Origin of the sequence: Kitasatospora sp. NPDC002965 (genome assembly GCF_040611255.1) — a bacterium.
GTDB lineage: Bacteria > Actinomycetota > Actinomycetes > Streptomycetales > Streptomycetaceae > Kitasatospora.
In genome coordinates, this window is record NZ_JBEXNT010000049.1 from 36482 (window position 1) to 57161 (window position 20680).

General features: G+C 74.6%; 17 protein-coding genes. 11 read left to right on the top strand and 6 right to left on the bottom strand.

Annotated features, from left to right (window positions below):
• Positions 1 to 117: 117 nt before the first annotated feature.
• The gene (locus ABZY91_RS20235) at positions 118 to 1230 is read right to left on the bottom strand and encodes a LacI family DNA-binding transcriptional regulator (RefSeq protein WP_329880943.1); all 1113 of its coding nucleotides are present in this window, start codon (positions 1228 to 1230) and stop codon (positions 118 to 120) included.
• 170 nt (positions 1231 to 1400) lie between these two features.
• Between ABZY91_RS20235 and ABZY91_RS20240 the strand changes: the two genes are divergently transcribed.
• From ABZY91_RS20240 to manA, 7 genes are all read left to right on the top strand, one after another.
• Positions 1401 to 2690 carry an extracellular solute-binding protein gene (locus ABZY91_RS20240; protein WP_355404110.1) on the top strand — a complete coding sequence of 430 codons (1290 nt, stop codon included), beginning with the start codon at positions 1401 to 1403 and terminating at the stop codon, positions 2688 to 2690.
• A 98-nt stretch (positions 2691 to 2788) separates the two neighbouring features.
• Positions 2789 to 3661, top strand: a complete 873-nt coding sequence (locus ABZY91_RS20245) for a sugar ABC transporter permease (protein WP_355404112.1) — start codon at positions 2789 to 2791, stop codon at positions 3659 to 3661.
• A 3-nt stretch (positions 3662 to 3664) separates the two neighbouring features.
• Entirely contained in the window at positions 3665 to 4627 is a 963-nt protein-coding gene (locus tag ABZY91_RS20250) for a carbohydrate ABC transporter permease (protein ID WP_355404114.1), read from the top strand.
• Positions 4628 to 4731: 104 nt separating this feature from the next.
• Positions 4732 to 6048, top strand: coding sequence for a glycosyl hydrolase (locus tag ABZY91_RS20255; protein ID WP_355404116.1), 1317 nt, complete (start codon positions 4732 to 4734; stop codon positions 6046 to 6048).
• Between the two features lie 51 nt (positions 6049 to 6099).
• Complete coding sequence (locus ABZY91_RS20260) at positions 6100 to 9150, top strand: glycoside hydrolase family 38 C-terminal domain-containing protein (RefSeq protein WP_355404118.1); 3051 nt, start codon at positions 6100 to 6102, stop codon at positions 9148 to 9150.
• A gap of 106 nt (positions 9151 to 9256) precedes the next feature.
• Positions 9257 to 10258 carry an ROK family protein gene (locus ABZY91_RS20265; RefSeq protein WP_355404120.1) on the top strand — a complete coding sequence of 334 codons (1002 nt, stop codon included), beginning with the start codon at positions 9257 to 9259 and terminating at the stop codon, positions 10256 to 10258.
• A 21-nt stretch (positions 10259 to 10279) separates the two neighbouring features.
• Positions 10280 to 11578, top strand: coding sequence for a mannose-6-phosphate isomerase, class I (gene manA, locus ABZY91_RS20270; protein ID WP_355404121.1), 1299 nt, complete (start codon positions 10280 to 10282; stop codon positions 11576 to 11578).
• 158 nt (positions 11579 to 11736) lie between these two features.
• Here the strand turns inward: manA and ABZY91_RS20275 are convergent, their stop codons facing one another.
• From ABZY91_RS20275 to ABZY91_RS20295, 5 genes are all read right to left on the bottom strand, one after another.
• Positions 11737 to 12372 carry a thioesterase family protein gene (locus ABZY91_RS20275; protein ID WP_329880928.1) on the bottom strand — a complete coding sequence of 212 codons (636 nt, stop codon included), beginning with the start codon at positions 12370 to 12372 and terminating at the stop codon, positions 11737 to 11739.
• A complete protein-coding gene (locus ABZY91_RS20280; RefSeq protein ID WP_329880926.1) occupies positions 12369 to 12698 on the bottom strand; it encodes a hypothetical protein in 330 nt (109 codons plus the stop codon). Before ABZY91_RS20280 ends, ABZY91_RS20275 begins: the two co-directional genes overlap by 4 nt.
• Positions 12699 to 12931: 233 nt before the next feature.
• On the bottom strand, positions 12932 to 13912 hold the full coding sequence (locus ABZY91_RS20285) for a DUF6528 family protein (protein ID WP_329880924.1): 981 nt from the start codon (positions 13910 to 13912) through the stop codon (positions 12932 to 12934).
• 376 nt (positions 13913 to 14288) lie between these two features.
• Complete coding sequence (locus ABZY91_RS20290) at positions 14289 to 15680, bottom strand: FAD-binding oxidoreductase (protein ID WP_355404124.1); 1392 nt, start codon at positions 15678 to 15680, stop codon at positions 14289 to 14291.
• 153 nt (positions 15681 to 15833) lie between these two features.
• Positions 15834 to 16316, bottom strand: a complete 483-nt coding sequence (locus ABZY91_RS20295; RefSeq protein ID WP_355404126.1) for a cysteine/serine endopeptidase inhibitor — start codon at positions 16314 to 16316, stop codon at positions 15834 to 15836.
• A 191-nt stretch (positions 16317 to 16507) separates the two neighbouring features.
• Here ABZY91_RS20295 and ABZY91_RS20300 point away from each other — a divergent pair, with 191 nt between their 5' ends.
• From ABZY91_RS20300 to ABZY91_RS20315, 4 genes are all read left to right on the top strand, one after another.
• Positions 16508 to 16786, top strand: a complete 279-nt coding sequence (locus tag ABZY91_RS20300; protein WP_355404128.1) for a hypothetical protein — start codon at positions 16508 to 16510, stop codon at positions 16784 to 16786.
• Positions 16787 to 16856: 70 nt separating this feature from the next.
• A complete protein-coding gene (locus tag ABZY91_RS20305) occupies positions 16857 to 17708 on the top strand; it encodes an alpha/beta hydrolase (protein WP_355404130.1) in 852 nt (283 codons plus the stop codon).
• A gap of 640 nt (positions 17709 to 18348) precedes the next feature.
• On the top strand, positions 18349 to 19314 hold the full coding sequence (locus ABZY91_RS20310) for a TauD/TfdA family dioxygenase (protein ID WP_355404132.1): 966 nt from the start codon (positions 18349 to 18351) through the stop codon (positions 19312 to 19314).
• A 147-nt stretch (positions 19315 to 19461) separates the two neighbouring features.
• A partial coding sequence (locus ABZY91_RS20315) for an ROK family protein (protein WP_355404134.1) occupies positions 19462 to 20680 on the top strand: 1219 nt, incomplete at its 3' end.

A 20680-nucleotide genomic window follows, 5' to 3' on the forward strand; every position in this document is an offset into this window, starting at 1 on the left:
GCGGCGTGAAGGACGCGCGGTTCCAGGTGCGTACGGACCGGCGGAGTGACCGTGGGCGGTTCGGCGGACGCCCGCCCACGGTGGCGCGCCGAGCGGGGGTCGCTCGGCGCAGCGAGGCTAAACCGGTTCAGAGCCGCTGTCAACGGTGCCCGCGAAGGCCACCCCGGAGGGTGAACCTGCCCCCCGCGCCGGGCCGGTCGCGGCCGACGAACCCGCCCCGGGCGGCGAGGTGGACTCGCGGACGGTCAGCCGGGGGGTCGGCATCTGCAGGTCCCGGCCGGGCCCGGCGTCGTCGATCACCGCGAGCAGGCTGCGCGCGACCTGCTCGCCGAGCGCGAAGGTGTCCCGGCTGAGCGCGGTCAGCGGCGGGTGCACGATCCGGGCGAGCACCGAGTCGTCGAACGAGACGATCGACAGCTCGCCGGGCACCGCGACGCCCATCTCGCCGGCCACCCCGAGGCCGGCCACCGCCATGACGTCGCTGTCGTAGACGATCGCGGTGGGGCGTCTGGGCCGGGAGAGCAGGGCGCGGGTGGCGGCGGCCCCCTCGGCGTCGCTGAAGTCGGTCGGCACAGAGAGCGCCTCCTCCAGGCCGAGCCGCCGGGAGGCGTCGCGCAGCGCGCGGATCCGCCGCTGGGTGTGCTGGAAGTGCGGCAGCCCGGCCAGGTGGGCGATCCGCCGGTGTCCGAGGGCGGCCAGGTAGTCGACGATGGAGAGCATCGCCTCGCGGTCGTCGGCCCAGATCCGCAGGGGGCCGGCGCCCTTGCCGGGGCCGCCCAGCACGACGGCGGGCAGGCCGAGTTCCTCCAGGACCGCGAGCCGCGGGTCGCGCAGCTGGAGGTCGACCACGATGAAGCCGTCGACGCGGTGCTCGGAGGTCCAGCGCCGGTAGACCTCGATCTCGGCCGCGGTGTCCTCGACCACCATCAGGTGCAGGGCGACGGAGCGGGCGGAGAGCACGGCCTGGAGGCCGGAGAGCAGCTGGCTGAAGAACGGCTCGACGCCGATGGTCCGGGCCGGGCGGGCGATCACCAGCCCCACCGCGTCGGACCTGGCCCCGCCGAGGGCGCGGGCGGCGCTGTGCGGCCGCCAGTTCATCTCCTCGGCGACCCGGAGGATCCGGGCCCTGGTCGCCTCGCTCACCCCGGGGCGCCCGTTGAGCGCGAAGGACACCGCGCCCTTGGAGACACCGGCTTGGCGCGCGATGTCGGCGATCGTCGGTCTGCCCACGGGTTCCGACTCCTCTCTTGACATCCAAGTTTAGGCGGGAGCATAGTCCCTGGCATAGCTAGACCGGTTTAGTAAGACAGGTTCCACAATCCGGCGCAATCCCCGAACCACCCCCAGCACGATCCCCGAAGACGCATCCCCCACCCATTCCCCAGGACCGGGAGACCCTCATGCGAAGAATCTGGGCGGCAGTGACGACGGCGGCGGTGGCCGCCACCGTGCTCACCGGCTGCGGACTGAGCTCCGACGACAGGAGCGACGACACGGCGGCGAAGGTCGCCGCCGCCACCGGCGAGGTCAAGGGCAAGGTCTCGCTCCAGACCTGGGCGCTGAAGCCGAAGTTCACCGCCTACGTGCAGGGCGTGATCGACGGCTTCCGGCAGAGGTACCCGGGGGTCGAGGTCGAGTGGCTGGACCAGCCGGGCGACGGCTACTCCGCCAAGGTGCTCAGCCAGGCCGCCGCCGGGACCCTTCCCGACGTGGTCAACCTCCCGCCGGACTTCGCCCTCCCGCTGGCCCGGCAGAGCCTGCTGCTCGACGTGGCCAAGGCCGATCCGAAACTCGCCGAGGAGTACGTGGCCGGCGGTGTCGACGCCTACCGGTTCGCCGGCCAGGACGGCACCTTCGGCTACCCGTGGTACCTCAACACCGATGTGAACTACTGGAATTCGGAACTGCTGAGCAGGAACGGGCTGGACCCGAAGAACCTCCCCGGCACCCTCGACGAACTGATCGCCCAGGCCCGGACCATGAAGGAGAAGTCCGGCGGCTCGACCTACCTGATGAGCCGCAAGCCGGGCCTCGGCGACCTCGTCAACGCGGGCGTCAAGGTGATGGCCGACGACGGCAGGTCGTTCACCTTCAACACCCCCGAGGCCGCCGCGCTGCTGGACAAGTACCGCGCCGCGTACAAGGACGGGCTGCTGCCGAACGACGTCCTCACCAACACCTACGCCGGCAACTCCAAGCTCTTCAACGCCGGCACGGCGGCCTGGACCACCGGCGGCGGCAACTTCATCAGCAGCCTCGCCACCGACAACCCGACCCTCGCGCCGAAGATGCTCTCCTCCCCGGCGATGGGCACCCCGCCGCTCTACGTGCAGGGCCTGTCCATCCCGAAGAGCACCAAGAACCCGGCCGCCGCGGTGGCCCTGGCCCGCTGGGTCACCAGTGCGGAGAACCAGGCCAGGTTCGCCCAGCTGACCAGCATCTTCCCGTCCACCAAGGCCTCGGCCGGCGACCCGTTCTTCAGCAGGAGCGACGGCACCAACGCTGGCGACGCCAAGGTCGTCGCGTTCACCTCCCTCGCCAAGGCGAAGATCCTCCAGCCCGTCCAGGTCGACGACGCGATGAGCACCGTCATCAACCAGCAGATCGCCCTGGCGATCAGCGGGGACACGAGCTCCAAGCAGGCCCTGGACACCGCCGTGGAGCGGTGCAACCAGCTGCTCAAGGGCTGATCCCGCACCGGACCGACCAGTACCGGCGGCGCGGCGGCACCCCCGGGCCGCCGCCCGCCGGGAATGACCCGCACCGCTCGCCCCAGGAAGGCATCGGCATGACCCACCGGCGTTGGTTCACCCCCTGGCTGCTCGCCGGGCCCGCGATCATCTGGCTGGCCGTCTTCAACCTCTGGCCGGCGATCAACACGGTGATCCTCTCGTTCACCAATGCCAAGCCCCTGGGCGGCGGGCATTTCACCGGCCTCGACAACTACGAACGCGCTTTCAGCGACGACCAGTTGGCGGACGCCCTGCTCAACAGCACCGTCTACCTGCTGATCTGCCTGCCGCTGCTCACCGTGCTGCCCCTGCTGCTCGCCCTGCTGGTCCAGCGCAAGCTCCCCGGCATCACCGTCTTCCGCACCGCCTTCTACACCCCGGTCGTCGCCTCCGCCGTCGTGGTGGCCCTGATCTGGGGCTGGGTGCTGGACGACCGCGGCCTCGTCAACGGCGTGCTGCGGCAGACCGGGCTGGCCGACTCCCCGGTCCCCTTCCTCACCGACCGCTGGCTGCTGCTCTTCAGCGCGATCGCCCTGACCACCTGGAAGGGCCTCGGCTACTACATGGTGATCTACCTGTCCGCCCTGGCCAACGTCGGCCGCGAGCTGCACGAGGCCGCCGCCGTCGACGGCGCGGGCAGCGTCCGCCGGTTCTGGCACGTCACCCTGCCGGGCGTGCGGCCCACCATGACGCTGGTCTCGGTGCTCATCTCGGTCTCCGCGCTGCGCGTCTTCTCCGAGCTGTACGTGCTCTCCAACGGCACCGGCGGCCCCGGCGGCCGGGACATGTCGGTGGTCATGCTGATCCAGATGTACAGCCGCGGCTTCACCGGCCACCTCGGCTACGCGTCGGCGCTCAGCCTGCTGCTCTTCGTCATCACCCTCGGCCCGATGCTGCTCCTGACGCGCCTGAACCGGAAGGCGGCCTGAACCGTGACCCACACCGCCGCCCCCGTCCCGCCGCCCCGGCCCGCCGACCCCGCTTCCGCCGCCGACCCCGCCACCGCCGCGCCGCCCGGCGGGCGACCCGGACCGCGCACCGGCCGCGCACCGCGGCCCCGCAGCCTCCACAACCCCGGCCCGGTCCGGACGGCCGGGCGCTACCTGCTCCTGCTGACCGTCCTCCTGCTCGTCATCGGCCCCTTCCTCTGGCAGCTCTCGACCTCCCTCAAGGGCCCCGACGAGGACGTCTACACCTCGACACCGAGCTTCTTCCCCGAGGACCTCACCTTCGCCAACTACGGCAAGGTCGCCGACACCATCCCGGTCTGGACCTACGCCGCCAACTCGCTGGTCGTCGCCGCGATCGCGATCTTCGGCAACGTGGTCGGCTGCACCCTGGCCGGCTACGCGCTGGCCAAACTGCGCTTCCGCGGCGCCGGACTGCTCTTCGGCCTCCTCCTGGCCACGCTGATCCTGCCCGGCGAGGCGACCGTCGTCTCCCAGTACGTCACCGTGCGGGGGCTGGGCCTGGCCGACTCGCTGACCGGCGTGGCGCTGCCCGGCGCGATCGCGATGCTGAACGTGCTGCTGATGCGCACCGCGTTCGCCGCGGTACCGCCCGAACTGGACCAGGCCGCGCTGGTGGACGGCGCCAACGTCCGGCAGCGCCTGTGGCACGTCGGCCTGCCGAACGTCCGCGGCATGCTCAGCGTGATCGTGATCTTCACCTTCATCGGCGCCTGGGACGACTTCCTCTGGCCGCTGATCGTGCTCAACGACCCGCAGAAGTACACGCTGACCGTTGGCCTCCAGTACCTGAACGGCACGTTCAGCGCCAATCCCCGGCTGATCGCCGCCGGCACCATGATCGCGTTCCTGCCGATCGTCGTGGTGTTCGCCGTCTGCCAGCGGTTCTTCTTCAAGGGCGTGGAGGAGGGAGCCGTCAAGGGATAGCCCGCCGCCCGCCCGACCCGTCGCCGATCCGTCGCCGCCCCGACCACCCGTCGCCGCCCCGACCGCCCCGCGACGGCCGCACCCACCGAGGAAGCGCACCGAGCATGACCGCCGCCCAGCCCCCCTCCCCGGCCACCGCCCCCCACCCGCGCCCCGCCGCCTCCCGGCCGCGCGCCGCACCCCCGCGCTTCGGCGTCAACTACACCCCCACCGCCGGCTGGTTCCACCACTGGCTCGACTTCGACCTCGACGCCGTCCGCGCCGACCTCGACTCGATCGCCGCGCTCGGCCTCGACCACGTCCGGGTCTTCCCGCTCTGGCCGCTCTTCCAGCCCAACCGCACGCTGATCCGCCCGCGCGCCGTCGAACAGCTCGTCGACCTGGCCGACGCGGCCGGTGAACGCGGACTCGACGTCGCGGTGGACGGCCTCCAGGGGCACCTCTCCAGCTTCGACTTCCAGCCCTCGTGGACCCAGACCTGGCACCGGCGGAACATCTTCACCGACCCCGACGTCCTCGACGGCCAGGCCGAGTACCTGCGCACCCTGGCCGCCGCCCTCGCCGACCGGCCCCACTTCCTCGGCATGACCGTCGGCAACGAGGTCAACCAGTTCTCCGGCGAGCCGCACCCCGACCCGGACCGGGCCACCCCCGGGCAGGTCGAGGCCTGGCTGCACCGGATGGTCGGCGCCTGCGAGCAGGGCGCGCCCGGCCGGCTCCACCTGCACGCCTCCTACGACGCCGCCTGGTACCTGGACGAGCACCCGTTCACGCCCTGGCACTCCGCCCGGATCGGCGCCGCCACCGCCGTGCACTCCTGGGTGTTCAACGGCACCGCGCAGCGCTACGGCGCCCGCTCCACCGCCGCCGACCAGCACGCGGCCTACCTGGTCGAGCTGTCGAAGGCCTGGGCGCCGGACCCGCACCGGCCGGTCTGGCTCCAGGAGGTCGGCGCCCCCGCCCCGCACATCGCCGCCGAGGACGCCGCCCGGTTCACCGGCGCCACCGTCGAGGCCGTCCTGGACTGCCCCGACCTGTGGGGCGTCACCTGGTGGTGCTCGCACGACGTGGACCGCGCGCTGGCCGACTTCCCCGAGCTGGAGTACAGCCTGGGAATCCTCACCACCGACCGGCGGGTCAAGCCGGCCGGCGCCCGGCTGGCCGCCGCCGTCACCGCCGTCCGCGAAGGCTGGCGGGCACCGGCCCCGCGCACCACCGCGGTGGTGGTCGCCACCGGCGACGAGGTCACCGCGCCCAAGCGCTCGGTCTGCGGCCCGGGCGGCAGCGTCTTCGAGGCGTTCATGCGCCTGGCCGGGGACGGCGCCCGCCCGACCACGGTGCTCGCCGAACACGCCGGGGATCCCGCCCACCTGTCCGCCCGGGGCATCACCGAGGTCGTCCACCCGGACGACGTACGCTGACGGCCCCTCCCACGTTCGTTCCCCCTCAGTCGCACAACGGAGTCCGCTGACATGCACGATGACCGCAGCCTGGTCGAAGCCCGCCTCAAGCGCGTCCTGGACGAGCGCATCCGCCCGGCGGTCCACCCCGAGTCCGTCCCGCTCTCGGTCACGATCTGGACGGCGCCCGGTGAGCCCGTCCCGGTCGCCGAGGGCCTGGCCGCGCCGCGCTCGCCGATCGCCGTCGGCGACGCCTGGGGTGCGCCGTGGGGCACCAGCTGGATCACCGTGACCGGCACCGTGCCCGAGGCGTGGGCCGGGCGCACGGTCGAGGCCCTGATCGACCTCGGTTTCGACGCCAACATGCCGGGCTTCCAGTGCGAGGGCCTGGTCTACCGGCCGGACGGCACGCCCGTGAAGGGCCTCAACCCGCAGAACCAGTGGGTGCGGATCGCCTCCCCGGCGGCCGGCGGCGAGCCGGTGCTGCTGCACGTCGAGGCGGCGTCCAACCCGGTCATCCTGGACTACCACCCCTTCCTGCCGACCGAGTTGGGCGACAAGGAGACCGCCGGGAGCACGCCGCAGTACCGGCTGGAGCGGATGGACCTGGCCGTCTTCGACGAGACGGTCTGGCAGCTGGTGATGGACCTGGAGGTGCTCGGCGAGCTGATGGCGGAACTGCCGGCCGACGGCGCCCGCCGCTGGGAGCTGCTGCGGGCGGTCGAGCGGGCACTCGACGCGATCGACCTCCAGGACGTCAACGGCACCGCGGCCGGGGCCCGTTCGCACCTCACCGAGGTGCTGGCCGCGCCCGCCGTGCCGTCCGCGCACCGGATCAGCGCGATCGGCCACGCCCACATCGACTCCGCCTGGCTCTGGCCGCTGCGCGAGACGGTCCGCAAGGTCGCCCGCACCACCGCCAACATGACCGCGCTGCTGGAGGACGAACCGGACTTCCTCTACACCATGTCCCAGGCGCAGCAGTTCGCCTGGATCAAGGAGCACCGCCCCGAGGTGTACGCCCGGGTGAAGAAGGCGGTCGCGGACGGCCGGTTCGTGCCGGCCGGCGGCATGTGGGTGGAGTCGGACACCAACATGCCGTCCTCGGAGGCGATGGCCCGTCAGTTCGTGCACGGCAAGCGGTTCTTCCTGGAGGAGTTCGGGGTCGAGAACCAGGAGGCCTGGCTGCCGGACACCTTCGGCTTCACCGGCGGCCTGCCGCAGATCATCCGCAACGCGGGCTCCAAGTGGCTGCTCACGCAGAAGATCTCGTGGAGCCAGGTCAACAAGTTCCCGCACCACACCTTCCTCTGGGAGGGCATCGACGGCACGAGGATCTTCACCCACTTCCCGCCCGTGGACACCTACAACTGCTCGATGAAGGGCAGCGAGATCGCCCACGCGGCACGGAACTTCAAGGACAAGGGCGTCGCCCGGCGCTCGCTCGCGCCGACCGGCTGGGGCGACGGCGGCGGCGGCACCACCCGCGAGATGATCGCCAAGGCGGCCCGGCTGCGCGACCTGGAGGGCTCGGCCACGGTGCGCTGGGAGCGGCCGGCCGAGTTCTTCGAGAAGGCCGAGGCCGAGTACCCGAAGCCGCCGGTCTGGGTGGGCGAGCTCTACCTGGAGCTGCACCGGGCCACGCTCACCAGCCAGGCCCGGACCAAGCAGGGCAACCGGCGCAGCGAGAACCTGTTGCGCGAGGCCGAACTCTGGTGCGCCACGGCCGCGCTGCGCACCGGCCACCCGTACCCGTACGAGCAGCTGGACCGGATCTGGAAGACGGTGCTGCTGCACCAGTTCCACGACATCCTGCCCGGCTCGTCGATCGCCTGGGTGCACCGCGAGGCCGAGGCCACGTACGCGCGTCTGGCGGCGGAGCTGGAGGAGCTGATCGGCGCGGCCCAGCAGGCCCTGGCCGGGGACGCGGCGGGCGGGCGCGAGCTGGTCTTCAACGGTGCCCCGCACGTCCGTTCGGCGGTGCCGGCGGGCGGGGCGTGCCCGGTGCCGGCGACCGGCGCGGGCGGCGGCTGCACGGTGACGGCGCGCGACGGCGGCGGCTTCGTCCTGGACAACGGCCTGCTGTCGGTGGCCGTGGACGGCTACGGGCTGGTGGTCTCGGCGGTCGACGCGGCGAGCGGCCGGGAGACGGTCGCCCCCGGGGCCCGGGCCAACCTGCTCCAGCTGCACCCCGACTTCCCCAACATGTGGGACGCCTGGGACGTGGACCAGTTCTACCGCAACACCGTGACCGACCTGACCGCGGCGGACGAGGTCGCGGTGTCCGTCTCCTCCCCCGACGAGGCGGCCGTCCGGGTGGCCCGCTCGTTCGGCTCCTCCACGGTGGTCCAGACGCTGAGCCTGCGGGCCGGGTCGCGGCGCCTGGACATCGACACCGAGGTCGACTGGCACGAGACCGAGAAGTTCCTCAAGGCGTCGTTCCCGCTGGACGTGCACACCGAGCGGTACGCGGCCGAGACCCAGTTCGGCCACCAGTTCCGCCCGACCCACACCAACACCAGCTGGGAGGCGGCCAAGTTCGAGGCCTGCAACCACCGCTTCGTCCACCTGGAGGAGCCGGGCTGGGGCGTCGCGCTGGTCACCCCCTCGACGTACGGCCACGACGTCACCCGGGCGGTCCGCGCGACGGACGGCGGGACGACCACCACGGTCCGCTTCTCCCTGCTGCGCGCGCCGCGCTTCCCCGACCCGCAGACCGACCAGGGCGTGCACCGGTTCCGGCACGCGCTGGTGCCGGGCGCGGCGATCGGCGACGCGGTCCGCGAGGGGTACGCCGTCGGCCTGCCGGAGCGCCGGGTGACCGGTTCGGCGGAGGCGGTCCGGCCGCTGGTGGAGCTGGACGAGGCGGCGCTGGTGGTCAGCGCCGTCAAGCTCGCCGACGACGGCAGCGGCGACCTCGTGCTCCGGGTCTACGAGGCCGGCGGCGGGCGGGCCCGGGGCCGGCTCCGCACGTCCTTCCGGCCGGCCGCCGCGGTGCCCTGCGACCTGCTGGAGCGCCCGTGGGACGGCACGCGCGGCGAGGTCGCGGTGGACGGCGACGGCGTCACGCTGAGCCTGCGGCCGTTCGAGCTGGTCACCCTGAGGCTGACGCCCTCGGCCTGATCCTGTTTGCTGTCCCTGTCGACGGTCCGTCCCGTCGCCGTCGCGATCGATCGCCCCCGCCCGGCCCCCGGGCGGGGGCCCGTACCCCGCCCCGGAGCCACCCGCCATGACCGCCCCCACGCCGCCCTCCTCCGCCCGGGCCTCCGCCGCGCCGGCCCCCGACGCGCTGGCGGGCGCCGGCTCCGCCGCCGGGCCGCTGTTCGCCGCAATCGACATCGGCGGGACCAAGATCGCCGGGGCGCTCGTCGACTCCGCGGGGGCCCTCGCGCACCGGGTCCGGTTCCCCACCCCGGCCCGGGACCCCGGCGCCGCCGTCCTCGCCGTCGTGCACCGGGTGCTGGACCGGCTGGCGTCCGCCCCCGGGTGGGCCGCCGTCGGCGCCGTCGGCATCGGCAGCGCCGGCCCGGTGGACCTCGGGCACGGCACCGTCAGCCCGGTCAACATCCCCGGCTGGCGCGACTTCCCGCTCACCGCCGAGGTCGCCGCGCACCCGTCCGTCGGCCCCCGCACCGTCGTACTGGCCGGGGACGGGGTGGCGATGGCCGCCGCCGAGCACTGGCGCGGCGCGGCACGCGGCGCCGACAACGCGCTCTGCCTGGTCGTCTCCACCGGCGTCGGCGCCGGTCTGGTGCTGGACGGCGCCGTCCGACCCGGCCCCAGCGGCAACGCCGGCCACCTCGGCCACATCACCGTCGACCTCGACGGCGACCCGTGCCCGTGCGGCTCGCGCGGCTGCCTGGAGGGCCTCGCCAGCGGCACCGCGATCGCCCGCCGCGCCCTCGCCGGGGGCTGGCGCCCGACCGGGGACGACCGCTCCGCCCGCGCCGTGGCCGCCGACGCGCTGGCCGGCCACCCGGTCGCGGTGGCCGCCTACGACCGGGCCGCCCAGGCACTGGCCGCCGGGATCGCCGCCACCGCCTCGCTGGTCGACCTGCACCGGGTGGTGATCGGCGGCGGGGTCGCCGCCGCCGGCCCGGCCCTGTTCGACCCGCTCGCCCGCCACCTGGACCGGTACGCCGCGCTGCCGTACGTCCGCGGGCTCGACGTCCGCCGCGCCGAACTCGGCACCGACGCGGGCCTGATCGGCGCCGCCGCGCTCTGCCGCTGACCCTCCCCCCGGAGCACCCGCATGCCCACCCCGCCGTCCGCCCCGCCCGCGCACACACCTCCGTCCGCGCTGCCCCCGTTCGCCCTGCTGGCCAATCCCGTGCGCGACTACGCGTGGGGCTCCACCACCGCCATCCCCGCGCTCACCGGCACCCCGCCGACCGGCGCGCCGCAGGCGGAACTCTGGATGGGCGCACACCCGTCCGCGCCGTCGGTGCTCGACGACGGGCACGGACCGCGCCCGTTGGACCGGCTGATCGCCGAGGCCCCCGCGCAGTTGCTGGGGCCGGAGACCGTCCGGCGGTTCGGCCCACGGCTCCCCTTCCTGCTCAAGGTGCTGGCCGCCGACCGGGCGCTCTCCCTCCAGGTCCACCCGACCCGTACCCAGGCCGAGGCGGGCTGGGCCGCCGAGGAGGCCCGTGACGTCCCGCTCGACGCCCCGGACCGGGTCTACCGGGACCGCGGCCACAAGCCCGAACTCATCTGTGCTCTGGGTGACTTCGAGGCGCTCTGCGGGTTCCGCCCGGCCGCAGCGACGGCCGCGCTGTTCGACCGGCTGGCCGTGCCGCTGATCGCCCCGTGGGCCGCGGCGCTCCGCCGGCGCCCCGCCTCGGAGGTGCTGCCCGCGCTGCTGCGGCACGTCCTGGAGGTGGCCCGCCCCGGGGCCGGCGACCTCGCCGCCGTCACCGCCGCCCTGCACCGGACCGCCGCGGACGGCGGCCCGTTCGCCGAAGCCTGCGCCGGGTACGCCCGCGCCGCCGCGGACCACCCCGGCGACCCCGGGCTGGTCGCCGCCCTGCTGCTCAACCACGTCCGGCTCCGGGCCGGTCAGGCGCTCGCCCTGGACGCGGGCGTGCCGCACGCCTACCTGCGCGGGGTGGGCGTGGAGCTGATGGCCAACTCGGACAACGTGCTGCGCTGCGGCCTCACCGCCAAGCACGTCGACGTCGACGGCCTGCTCGCGGTGACCGCGTTCCGCACCGGCGAGCCGGCCGTACTGACCGCCCGCACCCCCGACGACGGGGGCACCCCGGACGGTGCACGCACTCCGGGCGGCGGCGGGATCGAGGAGCGGTTCCCCTCGCCCGCTGCCGAGTTCCGTCTCTCGCGGCTACGGCCCACGGCCGTACCCGTCCGGGTCGACCTGGCGGACGCCCCGCAGATCCTCCTCTGCACCGCGGGCCGTGCCCGCCTCCGTGCCCCCGGTGGCGCCGGCCTCGACCTCCCCCCGGGCCGCTCCGCCTACCTCCGCCCCGGCGCCGGTCCCGTCCGTCTCACCGGCCCGGGCGCGGAGCTCTTCCGCGCCACCGTCGGCGGCTGAGGAGCGGTACGCGCCGGACACCGCCTCCACCCCTTGCACAGGAAGAAGCCCCAGTCGACTTCCTGTGCCCGGCGTCGGCTCACGCGGTGGATCGGTGCGCGCGGTGGTTCGGCGCGTGCGGTGGATCGGTGCGCGGTGTCCCGGCCTCGCGCGGCGGCTCAGCGCCCGCGGTGGCGGTACGACCCCACCGGGACGCTCCGGGTCAGCGCACCGAGACCCGGCAGGCGCCGGCGGGGCCGGTGGTGGGCCGGCACGGGCGCGGCCACCGGTCCGCGCGGCGACTTCACCGCCACGCGGGGCGGCTGCGCCGGGCCCTCGCCCGTCGATCCGTCTGCGATCGGCCCCTCGGCCGTCGGGTCCACCGGCTGGAACGCCGAGAGGAAGCTCCGCTCGGACGGGCTGAGCGTACGGGACCGGCCGGACGCCTCGTCCCGGGCCACCACCACCGTCCGCGCCCGCATATACGTCCGCGGGTCGCGGCACACATTCACCACGACATGCGCGGAACTGCGCCCCAGACGTTCAACGCTCAACCGCACCAGCAATGGTTCCGGCTGATGGTGCAGCTGCTCCAGGTAATCGATCTCGTGCCGGGCGATCAGGAATCCGGACGGAAATAGCGAATCCCGGACGGCGACCGCGTGGTGACAGAACAGGTCGTAAATTCCCTCCTGAACGTAGGAGACCAGCCGGGCGTTGTTGATGTGCCCGTTCTCGTCGACGTCGCTCCACCGGGTGGGACAGGCCAGGACGTGCGCGTTGGCGTGCGCCGCGTGCGTGTGCGGCGCGCTCACCGCTGCTTCGGCCCGGCGTCGCCCCGACCGGCGGCGGCAGCCCCGGCGGGCAGCAGCGCCCGCTGCAACCTCGCGTAGTAGACGGCGTGTTCGGACGCCATCCGGGCGGCGGTCCAGCCCTCCTCGGCGGCCTCCGCGGCGGCCTGGACGACCAGGCTGTCGAGCACCCCGTCGACGGCGCGGCAGAGCTCCGCCACCGCCGCGAAACGCTCGGGGACGTCGGCCCCGGAGGCCGCGTCACGGGCCGGGAACGCGGCGAGCGAGTCCACGGCGAGCCGCAGTTCGTCGACGGTGTCCGACCGGTTTTCCGAAAGGCAATTGCGCACAGTTTTCTCCCGAAACGGATACGGCATTGTCTGATGTTCGAACCCAGTGAGTGGTTCGAGTCCCCCCGGCGCCATGGACGCTATCCCAGCCCGGGCACCTCGCGGATGGTTTACGGAACCAGAGCGGAAACTGACCACCATTGGAGTAGTTTGCCGCTGCATAAAATCAGCCGCATCCACCGAATGCCAGCCCGGTCCCATAGTCCCACCGGTCGCTCCCCCGGGCCTTCCGCTCACGCCGCGCTCCCCCAACTGGTCCACCAGCGCGCCTTGTAGAGCCAGGCGCCGGGCAACCTCCGGACGGCGTCCGGACGGTGCAGCGAGAGCACCGAGGTGCACCAGGAACAGGGGCCCGCGTGGTCCGGGGCCGCGATGAGCAACCGCCCCGAACCCGGCTCGTCGCCGACGCTCTTGACGTCCCTCCCCGCCTGCTCGCCGCCCAGGCCGACCTTCGAGAAGCGGTCCGTCGCGGGATCGAACCGCCAGAGGTGCCCGGCGGTGCTCACCCAGAAGCGCCCGGGCGTGGCGAGCACCGGCGCCAGGTCGTGACCTCCCGGCTCCGGCAACGGCACCGCCCGGACCGCGGTCAGGGTCGGCGCTGCCGCGGTGCCGCCCACCCGGAGCGCGGTCAGCGTGTCGTCGCCGACCGCCCAGAGCAGTCCGGTCCGCCGGTCCCAGTGCACGCCGTGCGCGCCCGGGAGCCGGAATTCGGCGTGCACCGAGCTCCGCGGCCCCTGCGAGGCCGTGTAGAGCCGGATCCACCCGCCGGTGGAGGCCGCCACCGCGACGTTCCCGTCCGGCAGCAGCTCCGCGCTGTGCGGGTTGGCGAGCGGACCGGTGTCGACCGCCCAGGCGGCGGCGCCGGTCGCGGTGTCGACCGCGGCCGCCAGCCCGCCCGAGGCGGTCGTGAGCAGGTAGCGGCGACCGTGCCGCACCCGGCTCTTCGCCTCGTCCGGCATCGACCAACTGCGTTCCGGCCGGAGGTCGTCGAGGTCCGGCGCGGTGTCCGCCGACCACGACCAGACCACCGGCAGGCGGTCCGGCCCCCGGTAGGCCATCAGCTCCTCGGCGCTCTGCAGCACCAGCACCCGCCGGGACGCCTGGTCCACCACGACGACCGCCCATCCGGGCCCCGCCGTCGCCTGCCCGGTCGGCACCGTCGCCGCGACCGCCGCGAGCACCGCCACACCCACCGCCACGCGCCACGTCCGCACCCACTTCACCTCCACCGTCCGCCCTCGCCCCACCGTCCGGTGTCCTTCCCCGACCCGCCAGCGGGCAGGCTCCGACCGGCCTATCCGCTCCCCCCGGGCCACCTCCCCGCCAGGGGCCCGCTACCGCCCTCCGGCGTAGCCCGCACCGGAGCACCGGTCTGCGCCCCGCCCGACACTCCGGGCCGGGACCCCGCCCGACACTCCGGCCGCCCTCGTCGGTGCGCCGCGCCTTCGGTGCGGAGGAGGCGGGGCCGGGCGGCACCCCGGGTGAGGGCGACGCGTCCGGCCTCGCCGACCGTCCGCGCCCGCCCGGCCCGCGGACGCCGCCGAGGCCCCCGGGGACCGGTGCCGCGCGCCCCGGTCCGCCGGCCCTCGCCTACCGGCCGGCGACCAGGTCGCCGAGGCGGGCCAGCGGGGAGGTCGTGGGACGGCCGGCGGCCTCCTGACGGTCGGCGGCGTGGTAGACCGCGTAGAGGGCGTGCACGCCGAGCCAGCGCAACGGCTCGGGCTCCCAGCGGCGGACGGTGTGGCCGACCCAGGGCAGCCGGGTCAGCTCGGTGTCGCGGCCGAGGACGAGGTCGCACAGGGTCCGCCCGGCCAGGTTGGTGGTGGTCACCCCGCTGCCGACGTACCCGCCGGCCCACCCGAGCCCGGTGCGGCGGTCCAGGTCGACGGTGGCGCACCAGTCCCGGGGCACGCCGAGCACACCCGCCCAGGCGTGGTCGATCCGGGCGGACCGGGCGGCGGGGAAGAAGGCGTCCAGGACCTCCCGCAGCTGCCGGACGGTCGCCTCCTGCGTGGTGCCGTCGGTGTCGGTCCGCGAGCCGAAGCGGTAGGGCACGCCGCGCCCGCCGAGGGCGATCCGGTCGTCGGCGGTGCGCTGCGCGTACATGTAGGCGTGGGCGAAGTCCCCGAGCACCTCGCGGCCCTCCCAGCCGGTCCCGGCCCAGAACGACGGCGGCAGCGGCTCGGTGGCGATCATCGCCGAGTTCATCGGCAGCCAGGTGCGCCGCTCCCCGGCCAGCCCGGCGGTGAACCCCTCGGTGGCGCGCAGCACGTACCGGGCGGTGACGGTGCCGTGCGGTGTGACGGCGGCCGGCCGGTCGCCACCCCGGATCTCGGTGACCGGCGTCCCCTCGTACACCGCCACGCCCAGCCGCTCCACGACCGCCGCCAGCCCCGCAGCCAGCTTGGCGGGCTGCACGCGCGCGCCGTGCGGGCTCCACACCCCGCCGAGCGCGCCCTCGACCCGCAGTCGCTCCCGGGTCTGCGACGCGCTCAACTCCTCGACACGGCCCGGTCCGTAGGCGGCCTCCGCGTCCGCGAACGCCCGCAACCGGGCCAGCTGGGCCGGTGTCCGGGCCACCTCCAGCACCCCGCCCCGGACGAGGTCGGCGTCGACGCCCTCCGCCGCCAGGGTCCGCGCGACCTCGCCGACGGCCGCGTCCATCACCCGCTGCATCGCCGCGGCCCGCTCCCGCCCGTACCGCCGGGCGAACGCGCCGCGCCCGGCGAACCCGTTGTAGAGCCACCCGCCGTTGCGCCCCGACGCTCCGTACCCGCAGAACCGCGCCTCCAGTACGGCGATCCGCAGCCCGGGGTCGGCCTTCCTCAGGTAGTACGCCGTCCACAGCCCCGTGTACCCGCCGCCCACCACGCACACGTCGACGTCGAGGTCCCCGGGCAGCGCGGGCCGCGCCTCGGGCACCCCCAGCTGCCGCCACCAGAACGACACCCCGCCGTTCACACCCGCAACGCCAGACGCCACGACCCCGACCTCCACTCACGCCGTTCCCGGATCCCCGGACGCTACGCGCGCCCCGGGCTCCCGGACCACCGCCACCGTGCAAGGAATCCGGCCGTCCGCCCCTGCACCCTGTCAGGGACGGACGACCGGACCGGCAGGTGCCGGCGGGCCCGCTCAGCCCGGGGTGGAGCCGGTGACCGGGTCGGAGAGGGGGATGCTCCCGCCCGCGAGGCCCGCCTTGACGAACTGCCAGGTGAGGCCGTTGATGACGCCCTGGCCGAGGGGGGCGAACGTGGCGAAGGCGGGCCGGCTGAGGTCGATGTGGGTGGCGTCGCAGGACGGACACTGGTCCTTGACGGGGACGGTCACGGTCCTGCCCTGGTAGGTGACCTTGACCGAGATGCCCTTGCAGACCGGGTCGTTGTTGGGGTTCGCCGTGGTCCACCAGGTGTGCGAGACGGCGACCAGCATCTGGGTGGCCGCGTCGATCCGGCTCCCGCAGGCGCCGTAGCCGGCGTCGTTGTAGTAGGTGGCCTTGCCCTTCACGGGCTTGTTGATCGGTATCGCGGCGCTCGCGGTGCCGGCACTCAGCGCGACGAGCGCGGCGGCGGCCAGCGGGACGCCTGCCAGGATCCGGAGGTTCGGGACAACTCGCATGTGCACCCTCCCGGTTCGGTTCGGTGGGAGGACGGTAGGCAGGCCCGGCACGACCGGTACAGACATCTGACATGTTGTCATGAACACAAGTCAGCGAGCTTTACCAACGCGGCCGAAGGGGGGACGATACGTGACCGCACGGTCCCCCGGCTCGTTGACCCGGCACCGTCCACGCGTCCTCGGAGGCCCCCGTGCGCACCGCTCTCCCCACCGCCCTCCCCACCGTCCTGACCGTGCTGCTCGGCGCCGCCGCGCTCCTCGGGACGGCCGCCGGCCAGGCCGCCGCCGCGCCGGTGCGAGTGCCGGTGCCGGTGAACGCGCCCGCGAACGCGCCTGCCCCTGCGCCCGCACCTGCGCACCGGGAGGTCAACCAGGGCTACAGCATCCCCGTCGGCGCCGTCACCGACCTCGGCGCACTGCCCGTGCTCGGCAGCCTCGGGCTCGACTTCGCCCGCCTGCTCGGCGCCTGACGGGACCGGCTCCCCCGCACCGGCGGGAACCCGGTGTACAGCGGGAGGACGGCTTGACAAGATCACTGTCATGCACACCTTCTCCGCACCCGACGGCACCCTCCTCGCCTACCGCGTCGAGGGCGACGGCGACGGCGACCCCGTCGTCTGCCTGCCCGGCGGGCCCATGCAGGACTCCCGATACCTCGGCGACCTCGGCGGGCTGGCCGCCCGCACCGGCCGCCGCCTGGTCGTCCTCGACCTGCGGGGCACCGGCGACTCCGCCGTACCCGCCGACACCGCCACCTACCGCTGCGACCGCCTGGTCGACGACGTCGAGGCGCTCCGCGTCCACCTCGGGCTCGACCGGCTCGACCTGCTCGGCCACTCGGCCGGCGTCAACCTCGCCGTCCGGTACGCGGAGCGCCACCCCGAGCGGGTGGCGCGGCTCGCGCTGATCACGCCCTCCGTGATGGCCCTCGGCGTGACGATCGACGGGGAGACCCGGCGCGAGACCGCCCGGCTCCGCCGGGGCGAGCCGTGGTTCGCCGAGGCGTACGCGGCGCTGGAGGCGATCACCTCCGGGCGCGGCGGACCGGCCGACTGGCCGGCCATCACCCCTTTCACGTACGGGCGTTGGGACGACCAGGCCCGGGCCCGGGCGGCGGCCGAGGGCGATCGACGCAACAGCGAGGCGGCCGGCGTCTTCGGCTCCGAGGGCGCCTTCGACCCGCCGGCCACCCTGGCCGGGCTCGCCGCCTGCGCGGCGCGCGTCCTGGTGCTCGCCGGCGAAGTGGACGTCAGCGCTCCCCCGAAGGCGGCGGCCGAGGTGGCCGCGCTCTTCCCGGACGCCGGGTTCGCCGTGCAGCCGAAGGCCGGGCACTACCCGTGGCTCGACGACGCCGAACTGTTCACGGCCGAGGTCGCGGGCTTCCTGACGTGACACGGGGCGACGCGGGGCCCGTCCGGAGCTGCTCCGGGCGGGCCTTTCGCATGCGTGCGGGCCTCCTCCGGGGTTTCTTCCGCTGCGAAAGTTAGTAATCCCGATACTCCCCCGACAGGCGGGAACACTCCGCCGTCGCACCCCCGACATCACCCCGACATCGGCCGCAACACCGCGCCACAGCGCCGCAACACCCCTGTCCACCAGGCAGAACGGACGATTGACAGGGAGGCCGCGCCTTCAGCACCATGAGCGCCGAGCCACTCGAAACGCCCGGAGGGAGGGCCGATGAGCACCGTTGACCGTGCCGAGCACGGCCCCGTTCGCCGGGGCCCGTGTCGCCGCCGCTGTTGTCGCGGAGCGCTCGCCCGCTGACACCCGTCCGGGCCGCGCCGACCGCGTCCCCGGACCGGCGCACCCGCACCCGGACCCGCACCCGCACCCGGGGTGGCGCGCCGCCCCGCCGTGCCCGTCCGGCCGCGGCCGGCCCGCACACCGCCGCACCCACGTCACCCGCTTCCCGTTCCGCCTGCCCGCGACCGGCCCTGCCGCCGTCACGCCCCGGCGCACCGCGGCACGCCGTCGAAGCGGCCTCCCACTCCCCTCCACCCCGCCTCCCCACGAGAGCTGAGGAACCGTCATGAGCTTTGCCCAGAACCAGATCACCGAGCTCGACCTCACCCCGGCCGCCGGCCGGATCGGCGCGATCGTGAACGACGTCCGCCTCGGCGGCGACCTGCCCACCGGGACCGTCGCCGCCATCGAGGCCGCGCTCCACACGCACAAGGTCCTGTTCTTCCGCGGCCAGCAGCACCTGGACGACGCCGAGCACGAGGCGTTCGCCCGCCTGCTGGGCCACCCGGTCGGCCACCCGACCGTCCCCAGCGCGGACGGCCGCTACATCTTCGAGCTGGACGCCACCAAGGGCGTGCGCGCCAACAACTGGCACACCGACGTCACCTTCGTCCCGTCCTACCCGAAGGCGTCGATCCTGCGCTCGCTGGAGCTCCCGCCGGCCGGCGGATCGACCGTGTGGGCCAACACGGTCGCCGCGTACGAGGACCTGCCGGAGCCGCTGAAGGTGCTGGCCGAGTCGCTGCGCGCCGTCCACACCAACGACTACGACTACGCGGCCAGCCTGGCCCTCCGCCCGGAGCTGGCGGACAACGCCGAGATCGCCAACCTGTTCCGTCAGGTGTTCGTCTCGACCGCGTTCAAGACCGAGCACCCGCTGGTCCGGGTGCACCCGGTGACCGGTGAGAAGAGCCTGCTCCTGGGCGCGTTCGCGCAGCGGATCCAGGGCGTCTCGGGCGCCGACAGCCGGGCCCTGATCACGCTCTTCCAGCGGTACGTGGAGCGCCTGGAGAACACCGTCCGCTGGGACTGGCAGGTCGGCGACGTCGTCATCTGGGACAACCGGGCCACCCAGCACTACGCGGTCAACGACTACGGCGACGAGCCGCGCCTGGTCCGCCGGATCACCCTGGACGGCGACCTGCCGGTCGGCGTCGACGGGGTGCCGAGCCGGCTGCTGGAGCCCGCCGACCCGCCGAAGGTGGCCGGTCTGGTGCCGGCCGAGGAACTGGAGGCCGCAGCCCGCGGCTGACCCCGCCGGCCCGCCCCGGCCCTGCGAACCCGACGCGGGGCCGGGGGGCGCGACACCGCGCCACCCGGGCAGACCGCCGGGTTCGCCGCACCGCCCACCGCCCCGGCACCCATCGCCCCATCGCCCCGACGCCCCGAAGGACCGCCGATGTTCACCGCATCCCCGCCCCCGGCCGAGAAGCCCCGCACCGGGGACGAGCGGCGGGACGTCAACGCCGCGGCCGTGCTGCGGGCGGTGCTGGACCACGGTCCGGTCGCCCGCAGCCGGGTCGCCGCGCTCACCGGACTCAGTCCGGCCGCGGTGTCCCGGCAGGTGGTCGACCTCTCCCGGTTCGGGCTGCTCCGCGAGCGGCCCGAACTGGCGGGCGGCGGCGCCGGGACGGTGGGCCGCCCGCAGCTCCCGGTGGACGTCGACACCGGCCGGCTCGCCGTCGCCGGCCTGCACATCGGTGTTCCGTACACCACCTTCGCCTTCCTCGACCTGCGCGGAAACGTGCTGTACCGCCAGGAGTTGAGCAACCGTGGCCGCACCGGCCACGCGGTGCTCCGGCCGCTGCTGGAGCGGCTGCCCCGGCTGCTGGCCGCCGTGCCGGACGGCCGGACGCCGGTCGGCCTGGGCGCGGTGACCGGCGGCGCGGTGGACCGGGAACGCGGCGTGATGGTCCGTCACGAACCCCTCGGCTGGCGGGACCTGCCGCTCGGCGAGCTGCTGGCGAAGGCCTCCGGCCTGCCCGTCCAGGTGGACAACCACGCCCGGGCGCTGGCCCAGGCGGAAATCCTGTTCGGGCACCCCGCGGCCCGCCGCTCCATGGTCCACCTGTTCGTCGGCCACGTGGTGGACGCCGCGCTCGCGGTGGCCGGCACCGTGCACGTCGGACCGCAGTCCCCGACCGGGGACGTCGCCCACCTCCCCGTGGCGGACAGCGACGAGCTCTGCCACTGCGGCCGCACCGGCTGTCTGGCGGTCGCCGCCTCGGACACCACGCTCTTCGAGGCGGCGGCCGCCGAAGGCATCACCCGGAAACCGGACCGCACCGAGTTCACCGCCGCCGTACTGGCGGGCGACCCGCGCGCCGACAAGCTGGTCCGGCGCCGGGCCGCGACCGTCGGACGCGCGCTGGCACTGCTCGCCGACGTGGTCAATCCGGACCTGCTGGTCCTGACCGAGACCTTCGCCCTGCTGGACAAGGCCTACCTGGACGTGGTGCGGGAGGAGTTCGCGCTCCGCTCGCACCTTCGCCGGGACGCCGACCTGCTGATCGCCCAGCAGCGCGGGGCCGACGTGCTGGCCGTGGCGGCGGGGGCGGCGGCGCTCGCCGCCCTCTACGCCCGGCCGCTGCACGCCATGGCGGCGGCGGCCGAGGCCC